At 60.5% G+C, this 19,783-nt stretch carries 21 protein-coding genes; 8 read left to right on the top strand and 13 right to left on the bottom strand.

Annotated elements, in window-relative coordinates; all coding sequences use genetic code 11:
- The first annotated feature begins 136 nt into the window (after positions 1-136).
- The 3 genes from C7U61_RS11460 to C7U61_RS11470 are packed head-to-tail and all read left to right on the top strand — an operon-like array spanning position 137 to position 1,855.
- Positions 137-517, top strand: a complete 381-nt coding sequence (locus C7U61_RS11460) for a hypothetical protein (RefSeq protein WP_106998207.1) — start codon at positions 137-139, stop codon at positions 515-517.
- On the top strand, positions 501-1,055 hold the full coding sequence (locus tag C7U61_RS11465; RefSeq protein ID WP_106998208.1) for an RNA polymerase sigma factor: 555 nt from the start codon (positions 501-503) through the stop codon (positions 1,053-1,055). Before C7U61_RS11460 ends, C7U61_RS11465 begins: the two co-directional genes overlap by 17 nt.
- Complete coding sequence (locus C7U61_RS11470; RefSeq protein WP_106998209.1) at positions 1,052-1,855, top strand: anti-sigma factor; 804 nt, start codon at positions 1,052-1,054, stop codon at positions 1,853-1,855. Before C7U61_RS11465 ends, C7U61_RS11470 begins: the two co-directional genes overlap by 4 nt.
- On the opposite strand, the gene C7U61_RS11475 is transcribed toward C7U61_RS11470, so the two are convergent.
- Genes C7U61_RS11475 through C7U61_RS11490 form a run of 4 tightly spaced genes read right to left on the bottom strand, consistent with a single transcriptional unit; the run spans position 1,852 to position 4,127 of the window.
- Positions 1,852-2,223 carry a nitrile hydratase accessory protein gene (locus C7U61_RS11475; RefSeq protein ID WP_106998210.1) on the bottom strand — a complete coding sequence of 124 codons (372 nt, stop codon included), beginning with the start codon at positions 2,221-2,223 and terminating at the stop codon, positions 1,852-1,854. The genes C7U61_RS11470 and C7U61_RS11475 overlap by 4 nt on opposite strands.
- Positions 2,210-2,869 (bottom strand): nitrile hydratase subunit beta, encoded by a 660-nt coding sequence (gene nthB, locus C7U61_RS11480; RefSeq protein ID WP_106998211.1) that lies wholly within the window; start codon positions 2,867-2,869, stop codon positions 2,210-2,212. The genes C7U61_RS11475 and nthB overlap by 14 nt, the downstream gene beginning before the upstream one ends.
- Positions 2,866-3,510, bottom strand: coding sequence for a nitrile hydratase subunit alpha (nthA, locus tag C7U61_RS11485; RefSeq protein ID WP_106998212.1), 645 nt, complete (start codon positions 3,508-3,510; stop codon positions 2,866-2,868). Before nthA ends, nthB begins: the two co-directional genes overlap by 4 nt.
- A 23-nt stretch (positions 3,511-3,533) precedes the next feature.
- A complete protein-coding gene (locus tag C7U61_RS11490; RefSeq protein ID WP_106998213.1) occupies positions 3,534-4,127 on the bottom strand; it encodes a LysE family translocator in 594 nt (197 codons plus the stop codon).
- Positions 4,128-4,332: 205 nt separating this feature from the next.
- Here C7U61_RS11490 and C7U61_RS11495 point away from each other — a divergent pair, with 205 nt between their 5' ends.
- The gene (locus C7U61_RS11495; RefSeq protein ID WP_106998214.1) at positions 4,333-5,175 is read left to right on the top strand and encodes an aldo/keto reductase; all 843 of its coding nucleotides are present in this window, start codon (positions 4,333-4,335) and stop codon (positions 5,173-5,175) included.
- Positions 5,176-5,177: 2 nt separating this feature from the next.
- Here C7U61_RS11495 and C7U61_RS11500 read toward each other — a convergent pair whose 3' ends face one another.
- The 3 genes from C7U61_RS11500 to C7U61_RS11510 all read right to left on the bottom strand — a co-directional run bounded on the left by C7U61_RS11500 (position 5,178) and on the right by C7U61_RS11510 (position 8,803).
- On the bottom strand, positions 5,178-6,209 hold the full coding sequence (locus C7U61_RS11500; protein WP_106998215.1) for a capsular biosynthesis protein: 1,032 nt from the start codon (positions 6,207-6,209) through the stop codon (positions 5,178-5,180).
- Between the two features lie 142 nt (positions 6,210-6,351).
- Positions 6,352-6,924: an acetolactate synthase small subunit gene (gene ilvN / locus C7U61_RS11505; protein ID WP_106998216.1), complete on the bottom strand. Its 573-nt coding sequence runs from the start codon at positions 6,922-6,924 to the stop codon at positions 6,352-6,354.
- 85 nt (positions 6,925-7,009) lie between these two features.
- Complete coding sequence (locus C7U61_RS11510) at positions 7,010-8,803, bottom strand: acetolactate synthase 3 large subunit (protein ID WP_106998217.1); 1,794 nt, start codon at positions 8,801-8,803, stop codon at positions 7,010-7,012.
- 328 nt (positions 8,804-9,131) lie between these two features.
- Between C7U61_RS11510 and C7U61_RS11515 the strand changes: the two genes are divergently transcribed.
- A complete protein-coding gene (locus tag C7U61_RS11515; protein WP_106998218.1) occupies positions 9,132-11,156 on the top strand; it encodes an ATP-binding protein in 2,025 nt (674 codons plus the stop codon).
- A gap of 8 nt (positions 11,157-11,164) precedes the next feature.
- Here C7U61_RS11515 and miaA read toward each other — a convergent pair whose 3' ends face one another.
- Positions 11,165-12,046: a tRNA (adenosine(37)-N6)-dimethylallyltransferase MiaA gene (gene miaA, locus C7U61_RS11520; protein ID WP_106998219.1), complete on the bottom strand. Its 882-nt coding sequence runs from the start codon at positions 12,044-12,046 to the stop codon at positions 11,165-11,167.
- A gap of 13 nt (positions 12,047-12,059) precedes the next feature.
- On the opposite strand from miaA, the gene serB reads away from it, so the two are divergent.
- From serB to C7U61_RS11535, 3 genes are read left to right on the top strand one after another with little or no spacing between them, the layout of a single operon-like run.
- Positions 12,060-12,950, top strand: coding sequence for a phosphoserine phosphatase SerB (serB, locus tag C7U61_RS11525; RefSeq protein WP_106998220.1), 891 nt, complete (start codon positions 12,060-12,062; stop codon positions 12,948-12,950).
- A gap of 30 nt (positions 12,951-12,980) precedes the next feature.
- Positions 12,981-13,544, top strand: a complete 564-nt coding sequence (locus C7U61_RS11530; protein WP_106998221.1) for a GNAT family N-acetyltransferase — start codon at positions 12,981-12,983, stop codon at positions 13,542-13,544.
- The gene (locus C7U61_RS11535; RefSeq protein WP_106999062.1) at positions 13,541-14,119 is read left to right on the top strand and encodes a GNAT family N-acetyltransferase; all 579 of its coding nucleotides are present in this window, start codon (positions 13,541-13,543) and stop codon (positions 14,117-14,119) included. Before C7U61_RS11530 ends, C7U61_RS11535 begins: the two co-directional genes overlap by 4 nt.
- Positions 14,120-14,122: 3 nt before the next feature.
- Here C7U61_RS11535 and C7U61_RS11540 read toward each other — a convergent pair whose 3' ends face one another.
- The 5 genes from C7U61_RS11540 to C7U61_RS11560 form a co-directional block, all read right to left on the bottom strand.
- Positions 14,123-15,835, bottom strand: coding sequence for a Do family serine endopeptidase (locus C7U61_RS11540; RefSeq protein ID WP_106998222.1), 1,713 nt, complete (start codon positions 15,833-15,835; stop codon positions 14,123-14,125).
- A gap of 192 nt (positions 15,836-16,027) precedes the next feature.
- On the bottom strand, positions 16,028-16,966 hold the full coding sequence (locus tag C7U61_RS11545) for a protease modulator HflC (protein WP_106998223.1): 939 nt from the start codon (positions 16,964-16,966) through the stop codon (positions 16,028-16,030).
- Positions 16,966-18,090: an FtsH protease activity modulator HflK gene (gene hflK, locus C7U61_RS11550; protein WP_106998224.1), complete on the bottom strand. Its 1,125-nt coding sequence runs from the start codon at positions 18,088-18,090 to the stop codon at positions 16,966-16,968. Before hflK ends, C7U61_RS11545 begins: the two co-directional genes overlap by 1 nt.
- Before the next feature lie 163 nt (positions 18,091-18,253).
- Positions 18,254-18,772 (bottom strand): dihydrofolate reductase, encoded by a 519-nt coding sequence (locus C7U61_RS11555; protein ID WP_106998225.1) that lies wholly within the window; start codon positions 18,770-18,772, stop codon positions 18,254-18,256.
- A gap of 105 nt (positions 18,773-18,877) precedes the next feature.
- A complete protein-coding gene (locus tag C7U61_RS11560; RefSeq protein WP_106998226.1) occupies positions 18,878-19,714 on the bottom strand; it encodes an NAD(P)-dependent oxidoreductase in 837 nt (278 codons plus the stop codon).
- Positions 19,715-19,783 lie beyond the last annotated feature (69 nt).

The raw sequence follows: 19,783 nt of genomic DNA on the forward strand, positions 1-19,783 counted from the left end.
GATTCGGCCGCTGCAAGCAAGCGGTAAAAATACCCGGCGAACCGGGAATAAAATCGCAAGCCCCCGTGTCTCATGTCCGGCAACGCAAAAAGCAAAGCCTGGACGATCCATCGTCCACCACCCGAGGAGAGACATCATGAAGACCATGAGATTCCTGACCGCGCTCGTTGTGGCATCTGCCTTTGCCACGGCCGCGCTCGCCGCGGCTCCAGTCAAGACGGTTGAAAGCGCGAAGGGCAAGGTGCTCGCCGGCGAGAACGGCATGACGCTTTATACGTTCAAGAACGACAAATCAGGCGAATCCAATTGCAATGGCGATTGCGCGAAAGCCTGGCCGCCGCTCATGGCCGATAGCAAAGCCAAGGCGGAAGGTGCATATTCGGTTATTACCCGCAAGGACGGGAAGAAACAGTGGGCAAAGGACGGCATGCCGCTTTACTTCTTCGTCAAGGACACAAAGCCCGGTGATGTCGCCGGCGACGGTTTCAAGGGCGTCTGGGATGCCGCGAAGCCCTGACGGGAACGAAAAGGTCGCGGCGGGAGCCTCCCCCGCGCCCGACAGCTTCGAGGCGGAGGTGCTGGCGCTCCTCCCCTCGTTGCGCCGCTATTCGCGCAGCCTCACCCGCTCGGATGCCGACGGCGAAGACCTGCTTCAGGATTGTGTCGAGAAGATTTTGACCCGGCGCGGCCAATGGCGCGGGCTGAACCTCCGCGGCTGGGTCCTCACCATCATGACCAATCTCTATCGCAACCGACTACGCCAGCAGAGCGCACGGAAATTCATCGATATCGACGACAACAGCCACTTGGCCGCAGCCGAGATGGACGACGATCCGTTGCAGCGCTCGCGCCTGGAAACGGCGCTGAACAGCCTTAGCGAAGACTATCGCGCAGTGCTCATGCTCGTCGTCGTCGAAGGCTGCAGCTATCAGGATGTCGCCGACATGCTCGATATCCCGATCGGCACCGTGATGTCGCGCCTGTCTCGCGCGCGCCAGAAGATGACCAGTCTGTTGAATGCAGACAATGTCGTCACGCTTCGGAGACCAAGATGAACGAACGCAAACCGACCGTGACCGAAGCAGATCTTCACGCCTTTGCCGATGGCCTCTTGCCGCCGGAAAAACAGGCGGAATTGCGGGCATGGCTGACCGAAAATCCCGAGGATGCTGTCGCCGTTGCGGCATGGCAGGTCCAGAACGATGAAATCCGGGCCATGTTCTCCCCCTATGCCATATCGAAGGATGGCGACGCAGACCTCTTTGCGAAAAGCAGAATCACATCTTCTGCGGGGGCGGCTGCGTCGCAAGCAAGCCGCAAGCTGATGATGCTCGCCGCCTCGCTGGCATTATTCGTTGCCGGTGCGGTTGCTGGCCATTTCGGCCCTGATCTTTTCGCGCAGCCCGAATTAGAGCTGACCTCGATCGAAGCTCTGCCGCAGCAGGCACATTCGGCATTCGTCGTCTATGCCAGCGATGTCCGCCATCCCGTCGAAGTCGGCGCAGATCAGGAAGCCCATCTCGCCACCTGGCTCGGCAAACGCATGAATGTCGCCGGCCTCAAGGTGCCGATCCTGCAGACGCTGGGCTTCCAGCTGGTCGGCGGTCGCCTGCTGCCGATCAACGGCACGCCGGGCGCCCTGTTCATGTATGAAAATGCCAGCGGCCAGCGCCTGACGGTGCTGGTGGGGCGCAACAGCGGCAATACCACGACCAGCTTCCGCTTCGCCAGCGACAAGGCCGTCGAGACGTTCTACTGGATCGACGGCGATCTCGGCTATGCGGTGACAGGCGAAATCTCCCGCGACATGCTGCGGCAGGTGGCGGACGCGTGCTACAAACAGTTTTCGTCCTAACCCAGCGGGTCGTTCTCCAATGCGATCGGCTTGCCATGCGGCGTTGCTTCAGCCGCGCGTTGCCAACTTTGTTGCAAAGCCAGGATCGTATCGTGATCCGCTATATCCTTCGACACGAGCAGATCCGAAAGCGCCGTCACCCAGCAATCGAAATAATCACTGCCGTCAACCGCGCGACCGGGTTTGTGCAATTCGGCCGACAGGCGTTCGGCCCATTCGCTCCAGGCAAACAGGCCCTTCTCGTGCAGATGAACGGTCATCGCAAACGCCTCCGCCGCCCAGGGTTCGGGAAAGACCGGCTCGCCATCGGTTGACTTCGGCAATCTGGGCGAATGCGTCAGAGGCGATATGATCTTACATGCGCTCAAGATAGCTCTCCCAAGCGTCGATCGAGACGGTCAAGGAGGGATCGATTCCCTCGCCCCAGATCTCGGCACCGTCGAAGACGACCGTATAGACCCATTGCGGGTTTTCGCCTCGGCCATGGGCATTGTCGTCGGGGAAGACGAAAGAACCCTGCACCGCTTCGATGACACCCGTCTTGGCGCGCGCATAGCGCGGCAATCGGGTGTGGCCGGTCGGATTGAAATTTTTCGTCCGCACATGATCGCCGACGGCAAAAAGCGGTGCGGTATCGACCGGCCGGTCGCAGGGGCCGCCCTTGGCTAGCACACCGTCGACCATATCCGACTTCAATATCCGCTTCGGCGCTCTGCCCCGTTCGAGCGAATAGCCTGTGCGAAGCTCTTCCGCCGTCGCAAAACCATGCCGTTCCAGCAGCATGTCGATACCCCGTATCCAGACCTCGTAGTAGCTGGCGGCAAGATAGTCGGCGGGTGGAATATTCTCGCGCGCATGACGGCTTTCATCGATATTCCAGGCACCGAAGGCGCCGCAGGAGAGCGTGATGCCGAGCGCGCGCCTTTCCCATTCGGCATGGAAAATGGGCTCGTTCCGCTCAGGCGCGACCGGGCCGAAGCCCATCTGGCCCCCGAGATCGTGCGGCCCGTTCATAGCGCGGCCTCCGGCGCCTTGGCGAGCGCGGTCCCGATCATGGCATCGCGGCTGACGAGATCCGCGAGCCCTGCTTCATCCATGCCTTCGGAACCGGCAGGCCGTTCCGGGATCACCAGATAGCGAAGTTCGGCCGTCGAATCCCATACCCTGATCTTCGTCTCCTGTGGCAGTGTCAGGCCGAACTCCGCCAGAACGCCGCGCGGATCGATCACCGCGCGGGAGCGATAGGCCGGCGCCTTGTACCAGACCGGCGGCAGCCCGAGCACCGCCCATGGATAGCAGGAGCACAGCGTACAGACGATCAGATTATGCGTTTCCGGCGTATTGAACACCGCGCGCATGTGCTCGCCCTGTCTGCCGGTAAAGCCGAGGCTTGCGACCGCCGCTGTCGCGTCACGCCTTAGCCAGTCGGCGAAATCGGGATCGCTCCAGGCTTTCGCCACCACCAGCGCCCCGTTGCGCGGCCCGACCTTCGTCTCATAGGTCTCGACGATGCGGTCGACCGCCGTCGGGTCGATCAGCCCCTTTTCCGTCAGCAGCGTCTCCAGCGCCTTTACCCGCGCCTGCATGTCCGAATAGTGGTTGTCGTGATGATGGTGATGATGATCGCCGTCATCATGCGAATGGTCGTGGGACATGGCCGTCTCCTGTCTCTTTGCGCCTACTTTAACATCGGCCAGAGACTAAGCACCAGCAGGACGGCCATGGTTATGTTGAACCATTTCAGCCGGACGGGATCGGAGAGCCAATCGCGCAGGACCGAGCCGAAGCCCGCCCAGGTCGATACGCTGGGGACGTTCACAGCGGCAAACGCGAACCCCACGAGAAGGACAGTGAAAAGATAGAGCTGCTCATTGGTATAAGTGGCCATGGCGGTGACGGCCATTACCCACGCCTTGGGGTTGATCCATTGAAACGCAGCAGCGCTGATGAAACTCATCGGCTTTGCATCGCTTTCCGCCTCGCTCAGGCTGCGCGAGGAGCCGATCTTCCAGGCAATCCAGACAAGGTAGGCTCCGCCGGCGAATTTCAGCACGGTATAGAGCACCGGCACCGTGTGCAGAAGCGCACCCAATCCCAATCCCACGGCAATCAGCAGCACAAAAAAGCCGACGCCGATGCCGAGCATGTGCGGAATGGTGCGGCGAAACCCGAAATTCACGCCTGAAGCGAACAGCATCATGTTGTTTGGCCCTGGAGTTATCGATGTGGTGAATGCGAAAAGTAGAAGAGCCAGAAAAGTATCCAGCGCCATGATTCCTCCTGGGACACCGTATCGGGATAAGGCGGCATCCGAAATTCGTCTTCTCGCGCCTGGAATATGACGGCGCATATTGATCCGACATTAGTTCGCCACCCATACGAAAGCCATAGGGTGATTGTCACCGTGACATGACGCATACCGATTGAAATCCGGTCGAATGCTCCTATCCTTCGGTTTTCCTCAGCAAGGAATGACCATGCGCGATCCCGTCCCGACCGTCACCCTACCCTCCGGCATCATGGTTCCGGCACTCGGCCTGGGTACCTGGAACATGGGCGAGAATAGCGCCACCGCCAGGGACGAGATCGCCAGCCTCAAAACCGGCCTTGATCTCGGCATGACGCTGATCGATACGGCTGAGATGTACGCAGACGGCGGTTCGGAGGAGATCGTCGGCAAGGCGATCGAAGGCCGCCGCGACGAGGTTTTCCTCGTCAGCAAGGTCTATCCCGCCAATGCCAGCCAGGGCGCTGTCGCCGCCTGCGAACGCAGCCTGAAGCGCCTGCAGACCGATCGCCTCGATCTCTATCTCCTGCATTGGCGCGGCAACTATCCGCTCGAAGAAACCGTGGAAGCCTTTGAGGACCTGAAGGCCGCCGGCAAGATCGAAGCCTGGGGCGTTTCGAATTTCGATGTCGTGGATATGGACGAGCTGCTTTCCGTGCCGAACGGCGGTAATGTCGCGGCCAACCAGGTGCTCTACAATCTCTCCCGGCGCGGCATCGAATACGACCTCCTGCCCTGGTGCCAGGAGCGCGGCATTCCGATCATGGCCTATTCCCCGATCGAGCAAGGCCGTTTGCTCCATCATCCCGAGCTGATCCGCATTGCCAAGATCTATCAGGCAACGCCGGCACAGGTCGCACTTGCCTTTCTGCTGGAACGCGACGGCGTGATACCGATCCCGAAATCCTCGAACCCGCAGCGCATCGAGGAAAACCGTGACTCTGTCGATATCGATATCACGGACGAGGATTGGGCTGTTCTCGACGCCGCCTTCCCGCCGCCGTCGCGAAAGAAATCATTGGACATGCTATAGCGTCACGCCGCCGCTTTCTGCTGCGCTACGATCAGCTCGATCGCCCGGAAAACGTCGATCTCGCGCCAGTTGTCCGGATTGCGATAGGTCGGATAAAGTGAGAAGGCCGCAGCGGCGATCTGATCGACGGTCCGCCGCTTCGTCCGACGCCCTGCAAGCGTGGCTTTGGTATGGACACCGAAATGATCCTCGGTCACGCCCCAGCCTGCATAGAACGGCGCGGCATAACAGCGAACCGGAAGGCCGCGCAGGAGCGCATCGAAGCCGAATTGGCTGGAAACCGTCCAGACTTCATCGACGACTTCGAGGATCGACGCCACCGACACCTCGTCGCCGACCAGGATTGCACCGCCTTTGGGAGCGCCATTCGTAAGATATCCCTTACGAAGGCCGGCCATGACATCCGGGTGCGTGCGGATCAGGCATTGCGCATCACTTGCCAGCGCATCGGCAAGCATCTTTTCAAAGGAAGCTCGCGAGCCGAGCGCCCGACCGACGGAAACGTCGCCAACGACTTGATCGACCAGCAGAATGCGCCGCTTCGTCGTCCGCTCGATGTGAGGCGATCGATGAGGGAGATGATTGTATTTCGAGAGCTTGTTGAGAACGATCTGCTCGCGGATGGCGCGGCCAAGCTCTCCTGCCTCACCCGCGCCTTCTATCAGCCGCTCGAGCCGCGAAGATCGGCCTGCATCGACCGCCAAGCCGCGATCGTCGATGACGATGGAAAGCGGAATGGCGCCCGACTTGCCTAGCGCCATCGAGCGCAGAAAACCGTCCTCCAGATGCCAGTAGCGCAATCGGCGAAACCGCGCAATGCTGGCGGCCACCTTGGCCGGCGCACGGCCGCCCCAGGACACCAGGCCGCCTATGCCGGGCGCCAACGCGGAAGCAAGCTTCTGCGAACCGAAATAATGTCCAAGCCAGGGAAAGTCACTTCGCACGAAAGGTGCGGCGCCGAGGCGCATGCCAGCCGGCGGATGCCATGGCTTTTTACCGATCTCAGGCAAAGTCTCGCCGGCAAGAACTGCCACTATATTCCCCCGCTGCAAGTGATGTCGCCGGCCCGGATCGGCCCGCCGCAAAAGATAGAGCGGTTTGGTGCTTCACGAAAGCACCAACCGCTCTGATTTCTCACGCAATTCCGATCGGTAAGGCAGTCAGCTCCGCAGGCTCTTACATCCCCTGCGGGCCGCGGTTCATCGCGGCGATGCCGGTGCGGCAGACTTCGATGAGGCCGAGCGGTTTAATGATGGCGATGAACTGATCGATCTTCGAGGACTTGCCGGTGATTTCGAGAATGAAGTGCTCGACCGTCGCATCCACCACCTTGGCGTGGAAGGCGTCGGCCAGCCGCAGCGTCTCGGCACGGGTCTCGCCGCTCCCGGTCACCTTCAGCAGCGCCACTTCGCGCTCGATCGGCCGTTCCTGGCCGAGTTCGCGGGCGCGCACCGTCAGATCGACGACGCGGTGGACGGGAACGATGCGCTCAAGCTGCGCCTTGATCTGTTCCAGCACCTGCGGCGTGCCGCGCGTGACGATGGTGATGCGCGACAGATGCGCCTGGTGCTCGGTCTCGGAAACCGTGAGGCTTTCGATGTTGTAGCCACGGCCGGAGAAGAGGCCGATGACGCGGGCGAGAACGCCGGGCTCGTTGTCGACGAGTACCGAAAGCGTATGGCTCTCGACCGCCGCGGTTTCCGGCGAGATGAAATAGGCGGAGCCCGTGGGTTGAAGGTGTGCGTTCATTATTCCTGTTCCGTTTCCTCGGTTTTATTCGATATGCCAGCGTGATCGGCCGGAGCGCGGCTTCCGCCGCGCCCTTGGCTATCGATCAAACCAGCTGACGGCCCTTGGCATCGATCGCGTTGGCAACGGCCTCGTCGGTCGCCTCGTCCGGCAGCAGCATTTCATTATGCGCCTTGCCCGAGGGGATCATCGGGAAGCAGTTGGCAAGATTGGCCACGCGGCAATCGAAAATGACCGGCTTCTTGACGTCGATCATTTCCTGGATGGCGGCATCGAGTTCGCCCGGCTTTTCGCAACGCAGCCCGACGGCGCCATAGGCTTCCGCGAGCTTGACGAAATCAGGCATCGCTTCCGTGTAGGAATTGGAAAGGCGATTGCCGTGCAGCAGTTGCTGCCACTGGCGAACCATGCCCATGTACTGGTTGTTGAGGATGAAGATCTTGATCGGCGCATTGTGCTGGATGGCCGCCGACATTTCCTGGATGCACATCTGGATCGAGGCATCGCCGGCAATGTCGATCACGAGGCTTTCCGGATGGGCGATCTGAACGCCGAGTGCCGCCGGCAGGCCGTAGCCCATGGTTCCGAGGCCGCCCGAGGTCATCCAGCGGTTCGGCTGTTCGAAGCCGTAGAACTGCGCCGCCCACATCTGATGCTGGCCGACTTCGGTCGTGATGTAGGTATCGCGATGCTTCGTCAGCTCATAGAGGCGCTGGATCGCATATTGCGGCATGATGACATCGTCGCTCGGCTTGTAAGCGAAGGAATTGCGCGCGCGCCACCGAGCGATATCGGCCCACCACTCGGCGAGGCGATCGGCTGCCGGCTTCTGCGGCAGGGCGCGCCACAGGCGAACCATGTCTTCCAGAACATTGCCGACATCGCCGAGAATGCCGATATCGACGTGAACGTTCTTGTTGATCGAGGACGGATCGATATCGATGTGAATTTTCTTCGAATTCGGCGAGAAGGCATTCAGGCGGCCGGTAATGCGGTCGTCGAAGCGCGCACCGATGCAGACCATGACATCGCAATCATGCATCGCCATATTGGCTTCATAGGAACCGTGCATGCCGAGCATGCCGAGCCAGCTCTTACCCGATGCCGGATAGGCGCCGAGGCCCATCAGCGTCGAGGTGATCGGGAAACCCGTCAGATCGACCAGTTCGCGCAGCAGCTTGGAAGCTTCCGGGCCGGAATTGACGACACCGCCGCCGGAATAGATGACCGGCTGGCGTGCGTTCTTCATGAGTTCGATGGCCTGGGTGATCTTGCTGAGATCGCCCTGGATCTTCGGCTGGTAGCTCTTCTGGACATGATGGGCTTCCGGCGGCGTGTAGGTGCCGGTCGCAAACTGGATGTCCTTCGGAATATCGACGACGACGGGACCGGGACGGCCGGTCTGCGCGATGCGGAAGGCTTCGTGGATGACGGCGGCCAGCTCGTTGACATCCTTGACCAGCCAGTTGTGCTTGGTGCAGGGTCGCGTGATGCCAACCGTATCGCATTCCTGAAACGCATCGGAGCCGATCAGCGTCGTCGGAACCTGACCACTGAGGCAGACGAGCGGGATCGAATCCATCAAGGCATCCTGCAGCGGCGTGACTGCATTGGTCGCGCCGGGACCGGAAGTGACCAGCATGACCCCGACCTTGCCGGTGGAGCGGGCATAGCCTTCGGCCGCGTGGCCCGCGCCCTGCTCATGGCGGACGAGAATGTGCTTGATATCATCCTGCTGGAAGATCTCGTCATAGATCGGAAGCACGGCGCCGCCCGGATAACCGAAGATGTGTTCGACGCCGTTGTCCTTGAGCGCCTGCAACACGATCTCCGCGCCTGTCATTCGATTGCCGCTCGCCTGATTATCTGTGCCGGTCATACGTTTGTTCCGCTGTCTGCTGGAGGTTTGGAAAGATGAAATCTCGATTTCGGGCATAAAAAAAGGCCCCTTCGGGAGCCTGTCATCTAGCGCATGGGTGGCTATCGCCGGATGGTTACACCATCCTGCCCATGCGCTTTCCCACCACGATAAGAACGATCGAGTTTTTCATGGAGCGAAGTGATAGACAGAAAATTTCCAAGCGTCAACGCGCGAAGCAATAAAAAATCGCGGCCGCATCATAACCCTATAAAAAGCACGGGTAACGGACAGGGTTTTATTAAGCCCATTTCTATATGCTCCGACGTCTAATAGTTGGGGTAGATGTTTGCTGAATAATGATCTGCAGACATCCGGCAAAGCCGGAGATTTGGATCGCCGCGATAAGCTGAAGCCGGGAAATCGTTTCCTTGGCCGCGTCGTCGCGTGCAACGGCTCGCGGGCGACAATTGCCGCTGTCGCGGAGGCCGGTGGCACGGATCTGACCGAGCTCTGGTCGGTGGGCAGGCTTATTTCCATTAGCGTTGGATCGAACCGCGTGGCCGCCCTCGTCTATTCGATGAACACCCAAGGCGTCGGCTGGGGCGAAGGGCAGGATAATCTCTTCCGCATCGAGGTGGAACTGCTCGGCGAAGTCCGCGTCGGACCTGACGGCCGCGAGGAGTTTTCAAGCGGCATATCGGCCTACCCCTATCTTGGAGCGATCGCGCACCGCATCCGTGCGGCCGACCTGATGCGCATTTTCGACGCCGGCAAGGGCAGCAGCTGCGTCATCGGCAAGCTGACGCAGGACGAAAGTATCGACGCTGCCATCCATATCCCCTCGATGCTCTCGAAACATTTCGCCGTCGTCGGCTCCACAGGCGTCGGCAAATCCACCGCGGTGTCGCTGCTGCTGCACAAGGCGATCACAGCCGATCCGAAACTGCGCGTGCTGATCCTCGATCCGCATAACGAATTCGCCGCCGCCTTTCCCCGGCACGCCGTCGTCATCGACACCGATACGCTGGATCTGCCCTTCTGGCTGATGCGGCTGGAGGAGTTCAGCGAAGTGGTCTTCCGCGGCCGCCCGGCGATTCCGGAGGAGCTCGACGCTCTACGCGATCTCATTCCCGAGGCACGCCGTGCCTTCCGAGGCAGCGATTCTGCCCTTATGCGGCGTCAGACGGAAAAATCTTCGGTGACGGCAGACACACCGGTCCCCTATCGCATGGCCGATCTGCTGGCGTTGATCGACGAACGCATCGGCCGCCTCGAAGGCCGGCAGGAAAAGCCGCACCTGCGCTCGCTAAAGATGCGCATCATCTCGGCAATCAACGATCCCCGTTACCATTTCATGTTCTCCAACAATACGATCACCGATACGATCATGGAGACCATTGCCAAGATCTTCCGCATTCCCGGCGACGGGAAGCCGATCTGCACCTTTCAGCTCGCCGGCATCCCTTCGGAAGTCATCAATTCCGTCGCTTCTGTGCTTTGCCGCATGGCCTTCGAGCTGGCGCTCTGGAGCGACGGTGCAATCCATATGCTCGTCGTCTGCGAGGAAGCGCACCGCTATATTCCCGCTGATCCGAACCTCGGCTTCTTTCCGACGCGCCAGGCGATCGCCCGCATCGCCAAGGAAGGACGCAAATACGGCGTATCGCTCGGCATCATCACGCAGCGTCCGGGCGAGCTGGACCAGACGATCCTGTCGCAGTGCTCGACGCTGTTTGCCATGCGCCTTGCCAACGATCGCGACCAGGAAATCATCCGTTCGGCCATCCCCAACTCGTCGATCTCGACGACCAGCTTCCTGTCGTCGATCGGCAATGGCGAAGCCATCGCGTTCGGTGAGGCCATCGCAGTTCCCATGCGCATGCGCTTTTCGCAGGTCGAGCGGCATTTGCTGCCAAAAGCCAGCGGCAGCGTGACAAAAACCAGCGAGGACTCGCCGGATACCGTCGATTTGCGCACGATCGTCGGCCGCATGCGTTCGATTTCAGGTCCCGACATCAGTCCTCCGCAGCAGAGCTACAGTGCTCTGCCCGTGACGGACATCAAGGATGATGTCGGCGACGTGCCGGTCCAGCAACCAATTCTGCATCAAGCGGAATCAACTCCTCAACCGATCGAACCCTATCGTCCCGACATGCTGCCTCGTACCGCCGCACCCCAACCTGGGCCGGCTTCGCAAACATCGATCGACAGCAAGCTTGCGGAATTGCGCCGCGAACTTCGCGGCGACGAAGGAGGCGCGCGCTCGGTACCGCCAAGGGAGCCTTCCCCATCCCTGCGGCGGGAATCCGGCTTGTCATTGCGGGACAGCATTCTGAAAAAGCCGCTGAACGGTCTTTACAGCAAGGACTGATCCCGGAACTACGGGCTCAAGCGCTCCCAGCTCTCGTCCATCTGATTGCGGAACCAGGTCATCTGCCGCTTGGCATATTGCCGTGTCGCCGCCGCCCCGGTTTCGATGACCTCGGCGCGTGTCATCTCCCCCTTCAGCATCGCGGCGATCTGTGCAACGCCGATTGCCTTCATGACCGGCATTTCCGGCGGTAAATCCAAGGCCAGCAGAGCCCTCACCTCGTCTTCCGCACCCATCGCCAGCATCGCCTCGAAGCGCCTGTTGATACGCTCGTGCAGGACGACACGCTCGGGCAGGACCACGACTTTTTGCGCCCGGTCGGGATCGATGACCATTGGCCCGTTCTTCCCCTGAAAAGCGGCGATGGACCGGCCCGTCGCTTCGATCACCTCCAAGGCACGAACGATGCGCTGCCCGTCCTGCGGGTTCAGAACTTCCGCAATCGCCCGATCGCTCTGCGCAAGCTCGCGATGCAGCGCTTCCGGCCCTTCCGCCAGCAGGCGGCTGCGGAGCCGGTTGCGAATATCGGACGGAATCTCCGGCATATCGGAAAGCCCGCCCGTCAGCGCCTTGAAATAAAGACCCGTCCCCCCGACAAAGACCGGCATTCTGCCCTCGCCGCGCAAGCGCTCGACCAAGTCGCCTGCCTTGCGCAGCCAGGCGCCGGTCGAATAAGCCTGGCGCGCCGGAACGTGACCGTAAAGATGGTGTGGAATGCCGTCCATATCCGCTTCGTCCGGGCGTGCGGTCAGTACGCGCAGGGTGTCATAGACCTGCATGCTGTCGGCATTAATAACGACACCATCATGCGAACGTGCCAATTCTACGGCCAAGGCGGACTTGCCGCTGGCGGTCGGCCCGGTTATCAGGATCGCGTCGATATTGCTCATAGGGTTTCTGCTCATGGCCTTCGTTGCCACGCTTATTGCCAATCCGTCAAATCCCGTTCTTGTTCCGGCGATCGCCGAACAGGCGGCTGATGCTGTGAAGGCATCCGGGCTTTACTGGCTGGCTGACGGCATTGCCTGCGATATCGCGCTGCGGGACGACACCGATATCGAGGCGGCGGAGGCAAATATCCTGGCGATAATCGGCAGCGAACCCATCGATCTCATCATCCAGCAGGCCGAAACCCGCCGCAAGAAATTGCTGATTGCCGATATGGATTCCACGATGATCGGCCAGGAATGCATCGATGAGCTTGCTGCCGAAGTGGGCCTCAAGGAGAAGGTTGCCGACATCACCGCCCGCGCCATGAATGGGGAGATCGCTTTCGAACCGGCGCTGCGCGAGCGCGTCGCTCTCCTGAAAGGATTGCCGCTCTCCGTTGTCGACGCTGTCATCGCCAAACGCATCACGCTGACGCCGGGCGGCCCTGAACTCATCGCCACCATGAAAGCGAAAGGCTATTACTCCGCCCTCGTTTCCGGCGGCTTCACCGTCTTCACCAGCCGGATCGGCGCGACCCTCGGCTTCGACGAGAACCGGGCGAATATCCTGCTGGAAGAAAACGGCATCCTGACCGGCCTGGTCGAGGAACCCATCCTCGGCAAGCAGGCCAAGGTGGATGCGCTGAACGAAATCGCCGAGAGGCTCGGCATTTCCGTTGACGACGCGCTGGCCGTCGGCGACGGCGCCAATGATCTCGGCATGCTGCAGCTTGCCGGTTCCGGCGTCGCGCTCCATGCCAAGCCCACGGTGTCGGCACAGGCCAGGATGCGCATCGATCACGGCGATCTGACCGCCCTGCTCTATATCCAGGGCTATCGCAAGACGGATTTCATCAAACCATAGAGCGGCGCAGGCGCCGAGATCGGGCCTCCCATGATCATCACCGAAACCGATCGCCTCATCATCCGCAATTGGCGCGAGGCGGATCGCGACCTGGCCTACGAGATCAATTCCGATGAGACCGTCATGGAGTTCTTTCCGTTTCGCCGCAATCGCGCGGAAGCGGACGCCTTTTTCGATCGCGTTCAGTCCATGATCGCGGAAACAGGGTTTGGCCTCTATGTGCTGGAACTGAAGGAAAGCGGCGAGGCAATCGGCTATTGCGGGCTGATGCGAACGGATCATCTGGAACCGTTCGTTCCGGCCGGGACAATCGAGATCGGCTGGCGGCTCGTCGTCCGTCACTGGAGCAAGGGACTGGTCACTGAAGCGGCGCGGGCCTTGCTAGCCTATGGCTTCGGAACGCTTGGCCTCAATCAAATCGTTTCCTTCGCCGCGCACAACAATGTCAGATCGACAGCTGTCATGGAGCGGATCGGTATGCATCGGGTCGAGGACGGCGACTTCGATCACCCCAATGTTCCCGACACCCATCCGCACCTCAAGCGCCATGTCCTTTATCGCCTGACGGCAGCCGAGTGGCGCTCTGGGCGATGACGACACTCGAAACATCCCGGCTGATCCTGCGGCCATGTCTGGAAGAGCACCGGGAGCTGTTTTATGAGCTAAGCTCCGATCCGGCCGTTCTTGAGTTCTTTCCATTCAGCCGCAGCCGTGAAGATGCCGACACCATCTTCTCCATGATCCGAGACATCACGCCCGAACCCGGCTTCGAATTTCTGACCTTGGTCTTGAAGCATAGCGGCGAGGGAATCGGTTTCTCGGGCCTGTCGAGGCTTCAGCTCGATCCACAGTTGCCGAGAAATGCCGTGGAAATCGGCTGGCGGATATCAGCGCAGCATTGGGGCAAAGGCTACGCAACCGAAGCCGGTGTCGCTCTCGTGCGTCACGCTTTCACCGTCCTGAACTTCGAGGAGATCCTGTCCATTGCCGTGCGTGACAACAGGCGCGCCCTGGCGATGATGCGCAAGATCGGCATGCAACCTTATCCGGCCTGGGATTTCGATCACCCGCAAATTCCGGAGACGCATCCGCAGCTGAAGCGTCACGTTGTCTACCGCCTGAGCGCCGCCGAGTGGCGGGCGCAGCAGACAGAGCAAGCAGGAAATTGAGCGCTATTCGAGCGCGACGGCGATGAAGCGCAAGTCGCCATTCGGAGACGCAATCATCATCTGCGCATTGCGGCGGCCCTCACGCTTCAGCGAAGCCACCTTCTCCGACGCGGCACTCGGGGTCTGGACGAATTCCTGCGCGACCTCAACGACGACATCGCCGGGCTTCAGCCCCTTTTCCGCTGCCGCCGAGCCAGGTGCGACTTCGGTGATCACGACGCCGTCGACGCTGTCGGCAATGCCGAAGCTCTTGCGGTTTTCGGCTGTCAGCGTCGAGAGCTTCATTCCGAGAATGCTGGAGGTTGCCTGGACTGGCGGCTGAGCCTGCGGCGATTGCTGCGGGTCGCCGCCCTGATCCTGCCCATCCATGTCCCCGTCGTCACCATCATCTCCCTGGTCGGGATTGATGACGCCGTCGCCATTGCCTTTGTCGTCGGGTGCGAGCTGCGGCTTCTTGTTCTTGTCGGCGCTTGCGGCTGCCGCCTGATCGCTGTCCTCCAGCCGGCCGAGCGTCACCTTGACGGTCTGCTGCTTGCCATCGCGATAGATGACGACCTCGACTTCCTTGCCGACAGTGCTTTCGGCGACGACGCGCGGCAGGTCGCGCATCTCTTCCACATCCTTGCCGTCAAATTTCAGGATGACATCGCCCGCCTTGATCGAGCCGTTGTCGACAGGACCACCCTTGATAATGCCGGCCACGAGCGCGCCCTTGGCTTCGGATAGGCCGAGGCTGTTGGCGATATCGTCCGTGACCGGCTGAATGCGCACACCGAGCCAGCCGCGGCGCGTCTCGCCGAAATCGCGGAGCTGATTGACGACGCCTTCCGCCAGTTCGGACGGCACGGCAAAGCCGATGCCGATCGAACCGCCGCTGGGGGAGATGATGGCCGTATTGATGCCGATCACTTCGCCCTTCATATTGAAGAGCGGACCACCGGAATTGCCCTTGTTGATCGCCGCATCCGTCTGGATGAAATTGTCATAGGGGCCCGCATTGATATTGCGGCCGCGCGCCGAGACGATGCCGATGGTAACCGATCCGCCGAGGCCGAAGGGGTTGCCGATCGCCATCACCCAGTCACCGATCCGCATCTTGGAGGAATCGCCGAACTTGACGGATGTCAGCGGGTGCTTCGGCTCGACCTTGAGGACCGAAAGATCGGTCTTCGTATCCGTCCCGATCAGCTTGGCCTTCAGCTTCGTGCCATTCGGGAAGATCGCTTCGATATCGTCGGCGCCTTCGATGACGTGGTTGTTGGTGACGATATAGCCGGAGGGGTCGATGACGAAGCCGGAGCCGAGCGAACTCACCTTGCGGTTGCTGTCGTCGTCTTTCTTGTTGTTGAAGAAGTCGTTGAATTCATCCTGGTAAGGCGAATTGTCCGGCATCTTCGGGGTGGCCGGTCCATTCCCTTCATCCTTGACCTTCTGGGATGTGGAAATATTGACGACGGCGTCGAGCAGGCCGGAAGCGAGATCCGCAACCGATGCCGGTCCGGCATTCATCGCCGGATTTGCCGTAACCGTGGGAGCTGTTGCCGGCGGCGTTTGATTATTGGTCGCGGCCGGCGGCTGAGCACCTGCGGGCGCACCACTGTTCTGCGTCTGCGCATGAGCCTGTTCGGCGGCACCCACGGCGGGGCCGGCAATCATTGCAATGCTTGCAAGCAAGGCAAACGAACGGCTGAAAGGCAGGCGATTGGTCGAAGCCATCAGGCATCCTCATAAAGAAAGGGAAAACTTGTATAAGCATCAACATAAGGCGGAATGATGAAGCGTGAAATCACCTTTTTGCGAAATCCCCGGACCTCCGTCCCGCCAATGTAGAGATGGTAACGGTGATGCATCCGTCATAAAGAAAAGGGCCGCCGGAAGGCAGCCCCTTTCAATTCTCGGACCAACGTCTCAGTTCGCGGGCGCCGTCGGATTGGCGAGCGCCGGCGCCCCGGAATTGGGCGCGGAACCCGCAGGACTGTCAAAATACTTGAAGAAGTCCGACTGGTTCGGAGGCAGGACAAGCGTCTTGCCACCCGAGGCGAGCGCCTTGGTGTAGGCGGCCATCGAGCGATAGAACTCATAGAAGTTCGGATCACGCTTCGAGGCATCCGCGAAGATGGCGTTGCGTTCGGCTTCGCCTTCACCGCGCAGCACTTCCGAATCCTTCTGCGCGTCGGCAACGATCTCGACGACCTGACGGTCCGCGACTGCTCGGCGGCGCTGGCCTTCTTCGTTACCGCGTGCGCGGATCAGCTCGGCTTCCGCCAGACGCTCGGCCTTCATGCGGTCGTAAGTGTTCTGCGACACTTCCTGAGACAGGTCCGTGCGGCGGATGCGGACGTCCTCGATGTTGAGGCCGAGTGTTTCCGCATCGCGATGGAGATCGTTGCGCACTTCCGTCATCATCGCGGCACGCTCGTTGGAAAGCGCCGCCTCGAAGCCGCGCAGACCGTAGACACGACGCAGAGCGGCGTCGAGGCGGGTCCTGAGACGTGATTCAGCCGCATCGCGATCGCCCGAGACGGTCTCGCGGAACTTGCGGGCATCCATGATCTTGTAGACGACGAAGGCATCGACTTCGTAGAACTTGCCGCCGGACACCTGGACACGGATATTGTCCAGATCGAAGCGGAGTTCCTGCAACTGCACATACTGGACGCGATCGGCATCCATGAAGGCGAAAGGCAGCTTGAAATAGAGGCCGGGTTCCGTCTTGACGTCGCGGATCTGGCCGAAGCGCAGGACGATCGCCTGTTCACGCGCATTGACCACGAACACCGATGAATAGATAAGCAGCAGCACGACCGCGAGTGCGATAAGAATGGCTGGCAAACGGCTGGATGTCATTATTTGGCCTCCGGCTGAGTTGCAGCGGCAGGCTTGCCCGCCTGGGTCGTGGACTGCTTGCCGATTTCATTCAGCGGCAGATAAGGCACGACGCCCTGCTTGTCGTCGATGATGATGCTGTTGGAATTGCCGATGACGGACTCCATGGTTTCCAGGAACAGGCGCTTGCGTGTGACCTCGGGCGCCTTGACGTATTCGTCGTAGATCGAGATGAAGCGCTGCGCCTCACCCTGAGCTTCCTTCACGATACGGTCCTTGTAGGCAGCCGCTTCTTCGCGGATCTGAGCCGCGCGACCGCGGGCCTGACCGAGCTTCTGGTTGGCGTATTGATTGGCCTCTTCCACCTGCTGGTCTTCGTTCTGCTCCGCACGTTGCACTTCCTCGAACGCATCGGCCACTTCGCGCGGCGGCGAGACATCCTCGATCGGAACGGCGTTGAGGGATATACCGGAGCCGTAGCGATCCATCGTATCCTGGATGATGCTTCTGACTTCGGTCGCGATTTCCTGGCGTTTGTCGCGATAGATGTCCTGAGCCGGGCGGCGACCGACGACCTCGCGCATGGCGCTCTCCGCAACCTGCTGCAAAGTCTCGTCGGGGGTCTCGAGATTGAACAGATAGGATTGCGGATTGGTGACGGTATAGAGGATCGAGAACTGCACGTTGACGATGTTCTGATCGCCCGTCAGCATCAGGCCGGCCGTGGAACCGGCCGTGGAGCGGCCGCCGATATTGCGCTGCTGCTCGGTGACCTTCACGAATTCGATGCGGTCCATCGGCCAGATATGGAAATGCAGGCCGGGCATCGAGACTTCCTCGCGCGGCTTGCCGAAGCGCAGCTCAACGCCGCGCTCGTCCGGCTGGACGGTATAGATGCACTGGATCAGCCAGAAAACGGCGATCACTGCGATGATGATGAGCACGACGCCTGCGTTGAAGCCACCTGGCACGAAACCTTTCAATCGGTCCTGGCCGCGGCGAATGATATCCTCGAGGTCCGGAGGCCCTCCGTTGCCGCTGCCCCGCGGCCGGTTCGGTCCCTGTCCCCAAGGGCCCTGATTATTTCCGCCGCCACCGCCGCCCCATGGGCCACCGCCGCCGCCATTCTGATTGCTCCAAGGCATCAAAACCTCTTTGTTTGTTGGCTCCCGATATCGCGCCAAGCCCACGAAATCCGCGGGTGCCAGCGATTGTTTCCCGTTATAGGTATCGAAGCACCTGCTTTCAACGCGACTTCAGGAAGTTCGTCGGATTCGTTGGAAAATATTTGCTTTTCGGCAGCAGCTTTCATGCCTTTCGTCTGACATAGCGAACGAAACGCGTCGGATAGGTGTCCTTTTCTCCCGCCGGAATGACAAGCTCGCTATCTGCCTGCCAAATGCCGGGATCGATGTCCGGAAAGGAAGTGTCGCCCTCTACATCTGCCCCGACATGGGTCACCAGCAACCGGTCCGCCAGACCGATCGCCTGCCGATAGATTTCGCCGCCACCGATAATACAGATTTCGTCGACATTGCTCTCGCTGGCCAGATGGGATGCAACCACGATCGCTTCGTCGAGCGAATGGGCCACTGTTATCCTCTCGCCGGTAAAATCGGTATCGCGGGTAATGATGATATTTGGCCGACCGGGCAAAGGCTTGCCGATCGACTGGAACGTCTTGCGCCCCATGATGACCGGCTTTCCGAGCGTCATCTCCTTGAAACGCTTGAGATCGGATGACAGCCGCCAGGGCATATCGCCTTCGCGTCCGATGATGCCGTTGCGCGATACGGCAACGACGATGGTCTTGATCGGCTGGGTCATGCGCCTCCCTCACTCTGCCTTCCCGACGCCAATGCGAGTCGGCCTGGCGACTTTACATCATGATGACCGCAACGGCAGATGGAAGTCGCCTGTCGCAACCTCGCATCAGCAGCCGCTATTCAATTTATCAAGCTGACCGGCCAAAAGGCCTCCCTCTTCCCGATCCCTGGCTATCTTCCGATAGAACCCGGCCATGCCTTTGAAGATCAAGGCGGCTGGATCATCCTCGCCGAGGAACTCGGAAATCTCCTCCATCTCCGCAACCCAGCGATAGGCTTTCGGATACATGTCGGGAATGCCGTGGACGAATTTCGAGTCGAGATCCGGCAGGCTTTCCTGAAGTTCGCGCTTCAGGGCGGCATCGGCACCCGAACGGATCGCCGCAAGCAGCATGGCCGTGCCGAGGCCCATCACACCCTTGTTGATGCCGGCATAGCACATCTTCAATGCCGAGGCCGCACCGATCGCCCCATCGATGCGGCGGATCTGAAGCCCATGATCCGCAAGCACGCCGCTCTCGCTAGCGGTATCGCCGCTCACGTAAAGTTTCGGCCCCTTCAGGCCGGGCTTTGGCGGCCCGCCGATGATAGAACCGTCGAGAACCACGCCGCAATCGCCGCCGAAAATCGCCGCAACCTCTGTCATGGTTTTCGGTGAAATCGCATTACAGTCCATGAACGTCGTTTTCGCGCCCGTCCGACGCAGTTCAGCGGCCATCTGCTTTGCAACGGCAACAGCCTCCGCCGGTGGAACGATGGAAAGAATGAGAGGTGAGGCCGCGACAGCGCCCAATCCGGCGGGTTCCATGCCTGCCGTTTTCGCCCGCTCGATGGTCGAAGCCGATCGTCCTTCGAGATAGGTGAGCACCCTCGCCCCATTTTCGACCAAACGCCGGCCAATCGCGCTCCCCATTGCGCCGGCCCCGATGACTGCGATCTGCACGGCCAATCTCCTCCTCGGCTTGAGAAAGACGGCAGCATATCGCCTGTCGCGCAGGCGGGCGAGCACATT

Source organism: Rhizobium sp. JAB6 (assembly GCF_003024605.1).
GTDB lineage: Bacteria > Pseudomonadota > Alphaproteobacteria > Rhizobiales > Rhizobiaceae > Rhizobium.

What these genes read in the sequence shown, in the direction of transcription:
- C7U61_RS11460 (WP_106998207.1), top strand. Translation starts at nt 137, where the DNA reads ATGAAGACCATGAGATTCCTGACCGCGCTCGTTGTGGCATCTGCCTTT.
- C7U61_RS11465 (WP_106998208.1), top strand. Translation starts at nt 501, where the DNA reads ATGCCGCGAAGCCCTGACGGGAACGAAAAGGTCGCGGCGGGAGCCTCC.
- miaA (WP_106998219.1), bottom strand. Translation starts at nt 12,046, where the DNA reads ATGAGCAATATCGACGCGATCCTGATAACCGGGCCGACCGCCAGCGGC.
- C7U61_RS11545 (WP_106998223.1), bottom strand. Translation starts at nt 16,966, where the DNA reads ATGACATCCAGCCGTTTGCCAGCCATTCTTATCGCACTCGCGGTCGTG.
- C7U61_RS11540 (WP_106998222.1), bottom strand. Translation starts at nt 15,835, where the DNA reads ATGGCTTCGACCAATCGCCTGCCTTTCAGCCGTTCGTTTGCCTTGCTT.
- C7U61_RS11530 (WP_106998221.1), top strand. Translation starts at nt 12,981, where the DNA reads ATGATCATCACCGAAACCGATCGCCTCATCATCCGCAATTGGCGCGAG.
- ilvN (WP_106998216.1), bottom strand. Translation starts at nt 6,924, where the DNA reads ATGAACGCACACCTTCAACCCACGGGCTCCGCCTATTTCATCTCGCCG.
- C7U61_RS11555 (WP_106998225.1), bottom strand. Translation starts at nt 18,772, where the DNA reads ATGACCCAGCCGATCAAGACCATCGTCGTTGCCGTATCGCGCAACGGC.
- C7U61_RS11490 (WP_106998213.1), bottom strand. Translation starts at nt 4,127, where the DNA reads ATGGCGCTGGATACTTTTCTGGCTCTTCTACTTTTCGCATTCACCACA.
- C7U61_RS11495 (WP_106998214.1), top strand. Translation starts at nt 4,333, where the DNA reads ATGCGCGATCCCGTCCCGACCGTCACCCTACCCTCCGGCATCATGGTT.
- serB (WP_106998220.1), top strand. Translation starts at nt 12,060, where the DNA reads ATGGCCTTCGTTGCCACGCTTATTGCCAATCCGTCAAATCCCGTTCTT.
- C7U61_RS11510 (WP_106998217.1), bottom strand. Translation starts at nt 8,803, where the DNA reads ATGACCGGCACAGATAATCAGGCGAGCGGCAATCGAATGACAGGCGCG.
- nthB (WP_106998211.1), bottom strand. Translation starts at nt 2,869, where the DNA reads ATGAACGGGCCGCACGATCTCGGGGGCCAGATGGGCTTCGGCCCGGTC.
- hflK (WP_106998224.1), bottom strand. Translation starts at nt 18,090, where the DNA reads ATGCCTTGGAGCAATCAGAATGGCGGCGGCGGTGGCCCATGGGGCGGC.
- C7U61_RS11470 (WP_106998209.1), top strand. Translation starts at nt 1,052, where the DNA reads ATGAACGAACGCAAACCGACCGTGACCGAAGCAGATCTTCACGCCTTT.
- nthA (WP_106998212.1), bottom strand. Translation starts at nt 3,510, where the DNA reads ATGTCCCACGACCATTCGCATGATGACGGCGATCATCATCACCATCAT.
- C7U61_RS11535 (WP_106999062.1), top strand. Translation starts at nt 13,541, where the DNA reads ATGACGACACTCGAAACATCCCGGCTGATCCTGCGGCCATGTCTGGAA.